General features: G+C 47.5%; 17 protein-coding genes. 16 read left to right on the top strand and 1 reads right to left on the bottom strand.

The window, feature by feature from the left end; translation table 11 throughout:
* Positions 1–24 precede the first annotated feature (24 nt).
* The gene (locus GQY55_RS14785; RefSeq protein WP_160042637.1) at positions 25–1,572 is read left to right on the top strand and encodes an MFS transporter; all 1,548 of its coding nucleotides are present in this window, start codon (positions 25–27) and stop codon (positions 1,570–1,572) included.
* A gap of 77 nt (positions 1,573–1,649) precedes the next feature.
* Here the strand turns inward: GQY55_RS14785 and GQY55_RS14780 are convergent, their stop codons facing one another.
* Entirely contained in the window at positions 1,650–2,447 is a 798-nt protein-coding gene (locus GQY55_RS14780) for a TetR/AcrR family transcriptional regulator (RefSeq protein ID WP_160042636.1), read from the bottom strand.
* Positions 2,448–2,851: 404 nt separating this feature from the next.
* Here GQY55_RS14780 and GQY55_RS14775 point away from each other — a divergent pair, with 404 nt between their 5' ends.
* The 15 genes from GQY55_RS14775 to GQY55_RS14705 all read left to right on the top strand — a co-directional run bounded on the left by GQY55_RS14775 (position 2,852) and on the right by GQY55_RS14705 (position 12,447).
* Positions 2,852–3,592: a class I SAM-dependent DNA methyltransferase gene (locus GQY55_RS14775; RefSeq protein WP_160042635.1), complete on the top strand. Its 741-nt coding sequence runs from the start codon at positions 2,852–2,854 to the stop codon at positions 3,590–3,592.
* 31 nt (positions 3,593–3,623) lie between these two features.
* Positions 3,624–4,025, top strand: coding sequence for a hypothetical protein (locus tag GQY55_RS14770; protein ID WP_160042634.1), 402 nt, complete (start codon positions 3,624–3,626; stop codon positions 4,023–4,025).
* A gap of 7 nt (positions 4,026–4,032) precedes the next feature.
* The gene (locus tag GQY55_RS14765) at positions 4,033–4,497 is read left to right on the top strand and encodes a hypothetical protein (RefSeq protein WP_160042633.1); all 465 of its coding nucleotides are present in this window, start codon (positions 4,033–4,035) and stop codon (positions 4,495–4,497) included.
* Positions 4,498–4,533: 36 nt separating this feature from the next.
* Positions 4,534–4,929 carry a hypothetical protein gene (locus tag GQY55_RS14760; protein ID WP_160042632.1) on the top strand — a complete coding sequence of 132 codons (396 nt, stop codon included), beginning with the start codon at positions 4,534–4,536 and terminating at the stop codon, positions 4,927–4,929.
* A gap of 392 nt (positions 4,930–5,321) precedes the next feature.
* The gene (locus tag GQY55_RS14755; protein ID WP_236575623.1) at positions 5,322–5,756 is read left to right on the top strand and encodes a hypothetical protein; all 435 of its coding nucleotides are present in this window, start codon (positions 5,322–5,324) and stop codon (positions 5,754–5,756) included.
* Between the two features lie 380 nt (positions 5,757–6,136).
* Positions 6,137–6,640 (top strand): DUF4275 family protein, encoded by a 504-nt coding sequence (locus GQY55_RS14745; RefSeq protein WP_160042630.1) that lies wholly within the window; start codon positions 6,137–6,139, stop codon positions 6,638–6,640.
* A 25-nt stretch (positions 6,641–6,665) separates the two neighbouring features.
* Entirely contained in the window at positions 6,666–7,208 is a 543-nt protein-coding gene (locus GQY55_RS14740) for a short-chain dehydrogenase (protein ID WP_160042629.1), read from the top strand.
* Positions 7,209–7,487: 279 nt separating this feature from the next.
* Complete coding sequence (locus tag GQY55_RS31405; RefSeq protein ID WP_236575622.1) at positions 7,488–7,724, top strand: hypothetical protein; 237 nt, start codon at positions 7,488–7,490, stop codon at positions 7,722–7,724.
* 79 nt (positions 7,725–7,803) lie between these two features.
* A complete protein-coding gene (locus GQY55_RS14735; protein ID WP_236575621.1) occupies positions 7,804–8,154 on the top strand; it encodes a low molecular weight protein tyrosine phosphatase family protein in 351 nt (116 codons plus the stop codon).
* 155 nt (positions 8,155–8,309) lie between these two features.
* Positions 8,310–8,846 (top strand): GNAT family N-acetyltransferase, encoded by a 537-nt coding sequence (locus GQY55_RS14730; RefSeq protein WP_160042628.1) that lies wholly within the window; start codon positions 8,310–8,312, stop codon positions 8,844–8,846.
* A 28-nt stretch (positions 8,847–8,874) separates the two neighbouring features.
* A complete protein-coding gene (locus GQY55_RS14725) occupies positions 8,875–9,393 on the top strand; it encodes a DMP19 family protein (RefSeq protein ID WP_160042627.1) in 519 nt (172 codons plus the stop codon).
* Between the two features lie 66 nt (positions 9,394–9,459).
* Positions 9,460–10,449 carry a serine hydrolase domain-containing protein gene (locus GQY55_RS14720; protein WP_160042626.1) on the top strand — a complete coding sequence of 330 codons (990 nt, stop codon included), beginning with the start codon at positions 9,460–9,462 and terminating at the stop codon, positions 10,447–10,449.
* Positions 10,450–10,494: 45 nt separating this feature from the next.
* Entirely contained in the window at positions 10,495–11,127 is a 633-nt protein-coding gene (locus GQY55_RS14715) for a hypothetical protein (protein WP_160042625.1), read from the top strand.
* Positions 11,128–11,255: 128 nt separating this feature from the next.
* Positions 11,256–11,777, top strand: a complete 522-nt coding sequence (locus GQY55_RS14710) for a GNAT family N-acetyltransferase (protein WP_236575620.1) — start codon at positions 11,256–11,258, stop codon at positions 11,775–11,777.
* A 49-nt stretch (positions 11,778–11,826) separates the two neighbouring features.
* The gene (locus GQY55_RS14705; protein WP_160042623.1) at positions 11,827–12,447 is read left to right on the top strand and encodes a hypothetical protein; all 621 of its coding nucleotides are present in this window, start codon (positions 11,827–11,829) and stop codon (positions 12,445–12,447) included.
* The last annotated feature ends 14 nt before the right edge of the window (positions 12,448–12,461 follow it).

Here is a 12,461-nt window from a genome sequence, read left to right as displayed (position 1 = left end):
AAACAATAAGGAGAGGGTTTTTAAATGAACACTGCAACCCCTGCCGCGGCCAAACCGGCTGGCCGCAAAGAGTGGATCGCGCTTTGCATCCTTTGTCTCCCGCTGATGGTCGTATCGATGGATGTTTCCGTCCTGTTTTTCGCAGCACCTGCCATTGCCGCGGATTTACTGCCGACGGCCACCGAACAGTTATGGATTTTCGACATATACGGCTTCATTCTCGCCGGTTTGCTCCTGACGATGGGCGCCGTCGGCGACCGGATCGGACGCCGGCGCCTGCTGATGATCGGTTCCGTCGGATTCGCCCTTAGTTCTTTGTTCGCAGCGTACGCCCAGTCGGCCGAAACCCTGATCGTGGCCCGCGGTATTCTGGGGATCGCGGGTTCGACTCTCATGCCGTCGACGCTGGCGCTGGTGCGCACGATGTTCCAAGACCCGGCGCAGCGGACGAAGGCGATGTCCATTTGGGGCGCCGTCATGGCGGGCGGCGTTACCGTGGGGCCGATTATCGGCGGTTTGCTTCTGGATTCGTTCTCCTGGGGATCCGTGTTCCTCATCAACATCCCCGCGATGGCGCTGCTGCTCATCATTGCGCCGTTTCTGCTGCCGGAGTCCCGCAGCACAGCCAAAGTCAAGGTCGATCTATTCAGCTCCATTCTTGCTCTCGCCGCGATCCTTCCCATGACCTACGGTGTTAAGACGCTTGCGGAAGAGGGCTGGGCGATCCTTCCCGCCGCTTTGCTCGCAGCAGGTTTGCTCATTGGAGTGCTGTTCGTACGGCGCCAGCTGATTATCTCCAATCCTCTGCTCGATATCCGTGCGTTGATGGAGCGGCGGACCGGCGGTTCGATTCTCGTGAACTTTATCGCTACGTTTACCCTTATGGCCAGCTCGCTCATCAATACCCAGTTCCTTCAGTCGGTTCTTGGATACTCTCCGTTCGTCGCTTCCCTCTGGAGCGTAGCGCCTTCGGTAGTGGTCGGGGCAGCGGCACCGATTGCGGGAAAACTGTCGCAAATCTACGGAAGACCGCGGGTCATGGCCGGAGGTTTTCTCCTGTCGGCGGTTGGATTCGGCGTACTGACCCAGGTCCGCCTGGAAGGCTTTTCGCCGCTGACCGTGCTGCTCGTCGGCGCCAGCTTGGTTGCAGCGGGAATCGTCACCGTCATGACCCTCGTCACCGATTACGTCATTGGCGTCGCACCGGCCGACCGTGCGGGAGCCGTCGGCGGTCTTATCGAAACGTCCAACGAGCTCGGAGGCGCGTTCGGCATCGCGCTTCTCGGCTGCGTCCTTGCGGCCATCTACCGCCATGCGGTCACCCCTTTCCTGCCTTCGGGGCTCACGCCGGACGCAGCCCGGGCAGCCGGCCAGACCATTGCCGGGGCATCGGCCGCCGCCCTGCATTTACCGGCAGATGCCGCGGCACAGGTGATGAAGGTTTCCCGGGAAGCCTTTATCACCGCCATGCATGCCACCTGCCTCATCTCCGGCGTCATCCTGCTGCTTGCCACCGCAGTTACGCTCGTAATGCTCCGTGATCAGAAGAAGGCCGTTCATACCGCTGCTTAAGATCAGCGCATAGGAAATGAAAAAGGCTGCTTCCAGGACTCATCCTGGGAAGCAGCCTATTTTGTTGAGCGGCAAAATTATCCGTTGGCGCCGCTGCTCAGTTTCCGATTCAAATATTGTTCGATCCCGTCCAGCACCCGCTCTAACCCGAACTCCAGATCATCGCCTACGGTGTTTTCAGCCTCGTTTTCGCCCGTATAAGCCCCGGACATGACGATCGGGTGCAGGTTCGGATATTGTTCCGGCTTGACCAGCGTCCGCAGCGCCGCCGAATAATTGATGCCGCTGAACGCTTCCTCGCTCGAACCGGCCTGAACAGCCCGATCGATGTCGCGCCGGAGCATCCCGCAATTACGGGCATAGCCGCTCAGCAGAAGAACGATCGACATTTTCTCGAAATCGTCCAGGGGCATATCCTGCAGCGGCCGGAGCGCCCAATCGACGATCCGTAGATTGTTAGGCGTGATCGGAATGCCGAGAATCGGAATATCCCCATACCATGGATGTTTCCGAAAAATAGCGACCGTTCCCAGCACATATTCGCGCATGCTCTCCCGCCATTCATGCGGGGGGCGCTCCGGAGGCAGAGGAATATCGCATGCTGCATCCTGCATGAGGATGAGCAGGTCGTCTTTGCTCGGGATATAGCGGTAGAGAGACATCGCCGTAAAGCCGAGCGCGGACGCGATCCGGTTCATCGAGACGGCGGCGAGGCCATCCTGGTCTGCGATTTCAACCGCCTTCGACACGATCTGGTCGATGCTCATCTCCCGCTTAGGCCCCCGCTGCGGCGGCTTTACCAACCCCCAGCCGAGAGCCGCGCCGGCAGGAAGCATCTTCGCCGCTTCTTCCGGTGTCATATCGTCATTACTCATTAGAATCTACCCCCTAATCGACCGTAGAAGTCTCCCTCAAAAATGTTTACCATATAAACAGTATATCACAGTTGCGCAGCATTATAAAAAGAAACGGAGCGCAAAGCAATCCTCCGCAACCGTACCTTGTCCGAACCCGATTTTATGATGCTACTCCTTGATGTCCATGGAGGACGTTTAGCGAATATAATTCCAACATTCAATATTTTTTGCGTTTTTTAGGAGGAAATCACGGTGATAAAAGCCAATGGTTATCGTGGCCCGGATTCGTTAAATAAAAGGCCGCTGATGAAGACGGGATAAAGGGGTTAAAAGCAGCGATTACGCTCATGCCTCGGTAAGCTTCTAATACATTCGGCATGTCGGGAATATCATTCAGAAGGCAAAGGAGGGAGCAGCCGGCAATGGTTTACAAAGGATCGCAATTTTATGATGACGAACAGCTTCTCACCAAATATCTTGAACGAAGACGATGGGACGAAAACGCAAACGATACGATTGAGAAACCTGTTTTTATGGACCTACTAGGCGAAGTAACAGATAAAGACGTCTTAGACCTGGGTTGCGGGACCGCCGCATTCGGCAATGAACTTTTGGATTTGGGGGCCAGCTCTTATACGGGAATCGAAGGATCCAAGAAAATGTTCGAACTTTCAAAGGATATAATGACGAGGAACAACGGAAAGGTGATTCATACCGCCATTGAGGCCTGGGATTTTCCTGCATCTTCTTATGACTTGGTCGTTTCTCGGCTTGTTATACATTACATCAACGACATCGATACCCTTTTTGCTCAGGTCTACAATACGCTTGCGCAAGAAGGCGCCTTTATTTTTTCGGTAGAACACCCCGTGATCACCTCATCCTACGGAACCGTCAAAACGGAAGGTTTGAAGCAAAGCTGGATCGTGGATCAATATTTTTATACCGGCTCCCGGGAGCAGGATTGGCTGGGAGGAAAAGTGATCAAATACCACCGCACGATCGAGGATTATTTTGTCGGGCTGCAAAAAGCGGGTTTTGTCATCGAAGGTTTAAGGGAATCCAAACCGCAGGAGAAGAACTTTCACAATCAGGAGACGTATCATCGAAGAATGAAAATTCCGTTGTTTCTATTTATTAAAGCAAGAAAGGTTTCGGTATGATCGGTTTGCATAAAGCTTGGGAGGCGGGTTCATGGGTGAAGCATACAAATTAAACTGCGGGCGCTGCTCATATAGTCAAGAGATATTTTTAGGCATCGGATTCAGATACTGCAGTTTGAGTACGATTCAGGAATGGTACGAAGAAGAAGAGGGCAAGAAACGAATCGCTGAATTTATTCACCATGAAGAGGAATCGACCTATGACTGCTTTGACGGTTTGTATGTATGCCAGTCCTGCGGTTACCTATTAAATGCAATCTATTTACATATGGAGTCGACCGCTGATTCTTATACCAATCGGTATGCCTGCCCGCGCTGCTCGGCGCCCATGCCGCCAAAACCTATAGAATATATCCCCAAAGATGCCGAGCTGAATTGCCCGGATTGCGGAAAGGAAAAGTTAACCGTCCAGGCCTTCATGGATTGGGACTAAGAGAGTGATGAAAAAAATAATTTTAAGTTTTGTGGCAACGGTATTGCTGCTCATTACAATGTTGGGTTTTATTCTGCACCGGACGGTCAATGAGGACATATCCAGAAGATGGATCGGCGTAACTGAAATACCGGGTATTTTAAAGATCGGCACCGTCCCTAATATTCCTGAATGGGAAATAAAAAAGATCATGGCCTACGACGATCATTTTACGGCTCCCACATGTACGGTTTATTTTGCAAACGGCATTGAATTGTTGCTTTCAACCGGATCGGTCGGCTTTGAAGGAATGGACGAAAACCAGACGCTTATCGGAAATCGTAAATATACGGTATTTGGCAATAAAAATGATAAAGTGTACCAGTATCCTGAAAAAGGGGTATGGTATTCTTTGAAAACAGCCAGGGGAGCGAAAGAAGAAATCATCGAGGCATATTTGCAAGCTAGGAATGTGGAGCCGGATTCGAAGTAATGGCGCAAGGACCTTGGAAAATGGAGGCGAGGCATCGTGAAACGCATTCTGCTTTCTCTTTATATAATCGCTTTGATTACGGCCTGCAGTTCAAATTCATCGAAGCAGCAAGCTCTTTCGATCATTGATCGAAATTTGGATGCGATCATTTCCAATGGCAAGATTCAAGCTTCAAGCAATCCTGCGGACTATATCAACGCAAACCTGGAAGGATACAGCGAAATACTAAACACCGGTAATGAAGGATTGGATTATTTGATGAATGAATTAAAAGAAAGCCCAGACAACGGCCTAAGAGAATGGATCATCGCCAAAGCATGCGAGGACATGTTAAAGGATCAAGCTCCTGATGCCCCGTGGGCTTCCGGGAAGGAATGGCTTCGCGTCTATGGGGAAAGCAGAGAAATAAACCAGCAAAGAGGGGATTTATGATCGAAATCAACGCCAAAAGCCTAAAACATAACGGCAGACCCGTATTATTTGCAATGATGGACCAGGAAAGCATCGGAATAAGCAACATAGTCTACCCAGACACGCAAATCAATCTATACGGGGACGGTAAGGCGCTAAGGCCACGTGCATTTTGATGGTTTTTCAACCCAGGGAAGTCTTGAACTCATCCTGCGCAACAAAGACACGGATACGATATTCCAATAAAAAAGAGGTATAAGAAAATGGACGTTCTTGAACGTGCGGAATTCAAAAGAAATACGGCCCACAGGATCATGGCGGACTTAAACCTGCCGGATTTATGGAAAACGGTGGGAGACCCGATTTTGGTCGGGGCGGTAGCGTATCATCTGGTCGTCAATCCGGATATCGATATGGAAATTTACTGCGATGAACCAAATGTAGAAAGCGGATTTGAAGTTCTCAAAAATCTTGCGATACATCCCAATGTCACCAAGGCAAGATTTTCCAATCATTTGGATGGGCCGGATCAAGGTCTGTATTTTCAGATCAGATACAAAAATGATGACGGGGAAGTCTGGAAGCTCGATATGTGGCTTTTGGCTCATGACCATCCGGGGCCGTGCGCAAGGGATTTAGTCGAACCGCTGAAAAATGCGCTTGATGATGCAAAAAGAAAAACGATTTTGACCTTTAAAGAGGAAGCCATTAAAAACGGTATCAAAATCCCCTCCATTCAAATTTACGAAGCCGTCATGGATCACAATATTCAAAACTTCAACGAATTGATGCGTTGGCACGAGAAGCAGCCGCAGGGACTGACGACTTGGAAGCCAAAGAGCCCTTAAGTGTGGGCAGACATTTCCTATTATTTTGAACGGTATGATCAACAGACGATCATCGAAAACGACGATCCCGGAAATGAAGTGAAAATATATTGCCCGATTAAGAAAAAGGGCTGAACGCAATGCGTTACGTGACGGAATGGGAGAGGCTAAAATGAAAGTTACCGTGGAACTAACGGACCCACATACGAAATTTATCATTAACAATCTGTACCCTTTATATTTGCATGATTTGTCGGAGATTTGGGGTTGGAAACCGAATAAATACGGCGTTTTATATACATCCGGATCTTGCCAAGAGGAGATCGCCGAAACCAAAAATGACGGAATCAAGCTGATTTTCAGATTTGATCATGGAGATTTCAACTCCGAGGAGGCCCTTTATGATTAGAAATCAAATGAATGAAATTTTGGACGCGTTACCGGAAAGCGAGCTGGAGAAGCTTTATTGGCCGCTTGTATCCATTCATAAAAATTATCTGTTCAGAAAAAATGTAACCGACAAAGGCGTGCTCATTTCGGAAGTTCTTGAAGATTCCCAAAAAATCATCGATTCATGGGATCGCGCATTTGCGCAAAACATCAGCCTAGACGTCAAGGAGTCCATCTACTACAACCAATTTAAATGGCATATATTCAGTTATAAAAAGCAAGAGTGTTTGATAGATTACTTGGCGAGAGAAGCGTTTGATGCAGCCTCTAAAGACGAACTGTATGTCATGTATCAGAACTCGCCCGACGTTTGGCTGTACAGCCATGCGAATCAAGTGGTTTCGGCTGATTTTGATTCCGAGCAGGACATTTATGTGTTTGATAAAAATTTTTCTTGGACGTATGTACACACGCATGAATCGATGTGCGGACCGTATTTTTATAGCAAAAGTTGATAGCTGTGCGTGAGGAGGAGATTTGATGAAGCATGCTTTGGTTGTCGGCGGTTCGGGGATGCTTGCAAAAGCTTCTTTGTGGCTGGCCGATCAAGGTTACATCGTATCCGTTATTGGCAGAAGCAGTCGCAAAATGAATAAGCTAACCGAGGCCTGTTCAACCATCATCCCGATGCTGGTCGATTACAATGACGAGGAGTTGTTAACCCGCGAGATTTGCAGCTCGGTTGCTGCCCATGGAGCCTATAACATTGTCGTTGCCTGGATCCATCGAAATGACGCGAAAATCATCCACGCCATCAGTAACGCAATAAGATCGGCTTCGGACCGGGAGTGGAGCTTGTATCACGTTTTAGGCAGCCGTTCGAACCTGGATGAAATCGGGGAAGAAATCGGAGGGATTCCGAACTGTGAGTACCATCAAGTGCAGCTTGGTTTCGTCATTGAAAATGAGGCATCCCGTTGGCTAACGAACGATGAAATATCAAACGGGGTCATCCATAGTATTCAAAACGGCGCCAAAAGAACGGTTGTTGGCACTTTGACGCCCTGGGAGAAAAGACCTTAGAACTGATTCAAAAAAAGGACTGTCGAGCGTTCCTTATTGCCATGTCATTCATGAAGGAATAGGCGATATAAATAACTCCAGCAAAAGGATTTACGATAACGATCTTGATCAAAGGGGAAGAGATCTTTGAACGGAGTTGCAGGTTTAATTCTTATATTATGCAGCTACTTTTTATGCAGCCTGATTTTTAATTCGAGTATATTAATCGAAGGGGCGGATGGGTCTACAGTTGTTATATATATTTTACTGTTTCTCTTTCTTATAACGAATACATATCTAGTGAATAGATTTGATCGATCGACGTTGCTAGTGTGGATTTTAATATCCATTGTACCTGGCGTAGGATTTATTTTATATGCTCGTTTCGCCGAAGGTGTAGGTGGATGGGTGAGTTTCCCATGGGATTGGGGATTATGGGGGGGCTTCATACCAATCATAGTCGGTTTTTTTCAAATATTAACTTTAGCAGCCTTTATAATTACTCTAGTCCAAGAAAACAACTTAAAATTAAAATGATACTCGGAAGAAGATAGATATTTTTCCTGAATAGACCCTATCATTTAAAAACGTCTAAAGTGCTATAATTTAGAAAACAATGAAGGAACAGGTGACACACATTAAACTACTTTTTATTTGCAGTCGCAATAAATGGCGGAGTTTAACCGCCGAGAAGATTTTCCATGGGGTTAACGGATATGAAGTTCGTTCAGCCGGAACGGAAGAAGGAGCAAGAATTAAGGTAACCGCGGGTCATATTGGATGGGCCGATATCATTTTTGCCATGGAGAAAAAGCATGTTCGAAGGCTAAGGGAGAGATTTTCAAGCGAATGCTCGAGCAAGCGGTTGATTTGCCTAAACATTCCGGATGATTTTGAGTTTATGGACGAAGAACTGATCGAGATATTACAGGAGAGGGTATCCGGGTATATTGAAGTTCCCGAGTAGCCGGCTCAATGTCATCCAAGGCAAAGAGCAAGAGTTCGAAGACAGTTTTCGCAAGGCATCCAAAATAATCTCCGGCATGAAGGGGTAAGACCACACGATCGGCTTTAGACAGCAAAAAGCATTAAAACCACGCATGGAAAGGAGAATCGCGCGCCATGTTTATTTCACGCAGAGCCCAAAAAGAAGATTTTAAAATCATCGCCTCTTTTCCTCAAAACCAAGACGAACAGTTTTATATGTTTCCGCGGGGGACGTTTCCGCTTGATCCGGCACATTTGGAAGAGGTCGCGAAGGAAAGGTTGCATCCAACGGTTATATTGGACTTCGAAACGATTGCGGGTTATTGCAATTTGTATGATGTGGAGGCCGACAGCCGCTGTTGGCTTGGGAACGTGATCATCAACCCAAGTTATCGGGGACGGGGAGCCGGGAAGTTTTTGCTCGATACGATGCTTAAGACCGTTAGGGATGAGCTGCATTTGCTTGAACTGCACCTGATTTGCCACAACCCGAATACGCCGGCGCTCAAGTTTTACCATAAAAACGGCTTTATCCCCTACGGCCTCAAGGAAATGGTCGACTACAACGAACAGCCGATTGTCGGTATTTTGATGAAAAAAACCGCGAGCCATGTTGAAAGGTGTGCCGAAGACATTGACGAGTATCAAGGAAATACAAGATCAGATATATAAACTGATCCCGGCGGATGATCTTCGGCGTATGTCCGGGGAGGAAATCGTAGGGCAAATCGCTCTTCGAATCTACGATGAAGAATTTGCTTGTTTACGAGAGGAGGTAGGGTCGATCCCCGAGGTGCTTTGGGACATCCTGCTTTTGATCGATTTGGACACGGAATTGGCGATGAACGGGATTCGGGTTTTTTTGGAAAACTCCAGTGGCAGGCATTTGGATAAAACGATCGAAGCGTTGGAGAGAATACGGTCCCGTAATGACTTGAACGTCAAGAAAAACATCAAACATATTTTAGCTGAGTACGGGGTTCGTACAGATAAACTGCGAGCAAACGTGAATCTTTTGGCCGAATATGAAGTGGCGAATCCTACCAAAACCCATGGGGCAGCCATTCAACAGGTGCTGGAACGGGTTGAGAAGGAAGCGGAACATCTGTATTTATACCGTGGGGACGAGAATCTGTTTGATCTTCTTTTTACATATGTGGAAGCAAACCAAACGAGACTTATCGAGGAAATAGGAGCCATGACGGATCTGCAAGTTTAGGGTTCCCAACAAGGGCGGCAGGAAAGACAGCAAACTGCTCCCGACAATACGAATGAGGTGATCACGATGTTCGAACGAATCGAGGAAATCATCGAGAATTACCGGCGGGACCATGTTTTATCCGGCAACGTATTCATTTCAAAAGAAGGCAAAGAAGTGTTCAGCAAATCCTACGGCCATGCCAGTATGCAGCTAAACGTTCCAAATCGGATCGGCACCAAATTCCACATTGCTTCCGTCACGAAAATGTTTATTGCTGCCGCAACGCTTAAGCTGTACGAGCAAGGTTTAATCGATTTGGATCAACATCCGGGAGCATACGTTGAGAAGTTTAAGGGCCTTCATTCGGACATCACGATCCATCATTTGCTGAGTCATTCCTCCGGGCTGCAGGATATTTACGGGGTACCTGATTTGCGTTTGGAGATGAGCCGATGGAAGGCGGAAAACCGGGATTTTATCGATTATTTGCTCCAACTGGAGCAGCAATTCAAACCGGGTGAGCGATGGGCGTACAGCAGCACCGGTTTCATTATGCTCGGATACATTTTTGAAGCATTGACGGGGATGGCATATGAGGAAGTTTTGGACTCATGGTTCTTTTCGCCTTTACTTATGGAATCCACCGGAGCGGATAACCCGCGGAACATCAACCCCGGGCGTGCATACGGACATGCTTTGGAGAACGGAAAAATAACCAATGCAGACAATGATAAGCTAAGCGATGCCGATGCGCCGGGAGAGCTTTTTTCGACCGTCCGCGATTTGGACCGATGGTGCCGGGCTTTGTTTGGCGGGGAACTGCTGAAGCAAGAGACGATGGATAAGATGTTTACGCCGTATTATGCCACGTCATTTGATCCGAATTTGAGTTACGGGTACGGGTGGTTTTTGAAGCCTGATATTCGTTTGATCGGCGGCGGCACGCCGGGATTCCGCTCCGAAATTTGGCATGATCCTGCAAATGATTTAAGGGTGATTATGCTTTGGAATTACGAAAAGGTCGATTCGCATCAACTATTCCGTCTGATTAGGCCGGTGCTACTAGAAGCTTAGTTAAACGCAAAATCATGGAATTTCATTTATTATAAGGGGACATCAATGAAACACAAATTCACCTCCATCCGCAAGAAGACGAGAGGAATGAGCAGAAGGGCGAGAAAACTCCCGGATTGGGGAGCGTATCATCAGGAGTTGGATGTAGAAGGCTTGTGCAAACACCAAAAAGAATACGTGAAACTATGGATCAGCCCCTTTTATAACCTGCATCAAATCAGCGAAAACGAGGTCGGCAAAAAAAATCCCCCTTATAAATTCAGAAAGCAGGTTCTGGAGCAGCTTATAGTAATCTATCTGGAATGGGAACAGAAACTCATCGAGCTGAAGAAGCCGTATTATTTGAAAATTTGGGTGGGGGATCCCGAATTTATGGATTCGCAGGTCGTCGCGGCCGTCCGTTCGGAAATCGAATATTATGATCAGCTTTTTATGCCGAGCCCGGAACCCAAGCAGTTCCCTTACCAGATCAAGCATCCTTCTTTTGGTCTTTTTACATGGGAAAGATGCGTCAATGGTTATCACGTATGGGAAAGCGATTTGGAAACAGAGGAAGAGATCGAGCAGGCACGGAAAAAAGCGGTTGAAACCAAGGAATACATGATCGGGGGCAAGGTGGAACGATCGTATTTTATTGGGACTGGGGATATGTGGGTCGGGTCGATTAGGAGATCGTGATGAAGCGGACCGGATAGTTTATAACCAAACAATAAAGCCGGTGAATCCTTACTCATACGGAAGAATTACCGTAAATTTTCGAAGGGAAGTTAGCTCGGGATTGAATATGGGAGCAAGGAGCTTCCTTTTTGAATAACATACAAGCCCTTAAGGAGAAAAGCATGGAAGTTGAACTTCGCCCGGTTGCTTATGCAGAGAAACCTCTTTTATCGAATTTGTACCAATTCTATCATTATGATTTTAGCCCGTATACTGAAGAAGACTTAAATGAAGATGGAAGATTTGAGGCGAATATCGATTATTTTTGGCAAGGGGATCCTAGATGGAATCCGTATTTTATTATGCTCTCGGGAAAAATCGCCGGCTTCTTGGTCGTGTTATTCGAAAATCTGGATACGGATCCGGATCCGACGCACGTCATTTATGATTTTATGGTTTTGCCGAAATTCAGAAGAACCGGGGTTGGCTCTGCCGCTGCCAAAAAAGCGTTTGCCTTGTTTAAAGCCAACTGGGCGGTGGCTCAAATGGAAAACAATACTGCCGCCATATCTTTTTGGCGAAAAGCCATCGGCGAATTTACGAACCAAAGTTATAGAGAAACGTACCGGAAAGATATAAAAAAATACATTCAAAGGTTTAGTACCAAATGATGCTGGGTTGAAGGCTAAGTACAAAATACGATTCGGAAGGATGAACGAGATGAAAGTCCAGGAATTGAAGTTTCCTACTTCATGGAATGCGCAGGCGATGTTCAAAAAATTCGAAACCGAGGGCGCTGCCACGCTCGTCGTCGAATTTCCAGGCGCTCAATACGGCACCGAACTGCCGCTTTTTCACTACCCGAGAAAATTGGCTTTCCAATATGGATTCGATGCGTTATCGCTCGAATACGGTTACCAAAGCGCGCGCCTTAAACCTGAATTCGATGACGAATCGATCCATAACATCGTTTCCGATCTGGAAGGAGCTTTTCAGACGATAGATCTCTCCCCATACAAACAAATCGTCTTTTTGAGCAAAAGCTTAGGGACCTTGATCGCCGGCTTGCTGGCCGAGAAATTGGGGATCGATGTAAAGCATGTTTTTCTGACCCCGCTGAGCCGTACGATTCCATATATCCATGAAAATAATTGTTTGGTCGTGACCGGGACCGATGATCCGGTATTTACGGAAATAGAGAGGAACCAAATTTCGAGCGCCAGAATGCTTGTCATAGACGGGGCTAATCACGGGTTAGAGACGCAGGATCCAATGAAGACGCTGAAGATGCTGAAAGACGTTTTAGAGGAAGTAGATGGGTACTATAAGGAGTTACGATAAGGTTTTGAACCGGA

The sequence above is a fragment of the Paenibacillus sp. USDA918EY genome, from assembly GCF_009870825.1.
Classification (GTDB): Bacteria; Bacillota; Bacilli; order Paenibacillales; family Paenibacillaceae; genus Paenibacillus_AQ; species Paenibacillus_AQ albilobatus.
Note: the sequence above shows the minus strand (reverse complement) of the source record. Positions and strands in the feature narration are given on the sequence as shown.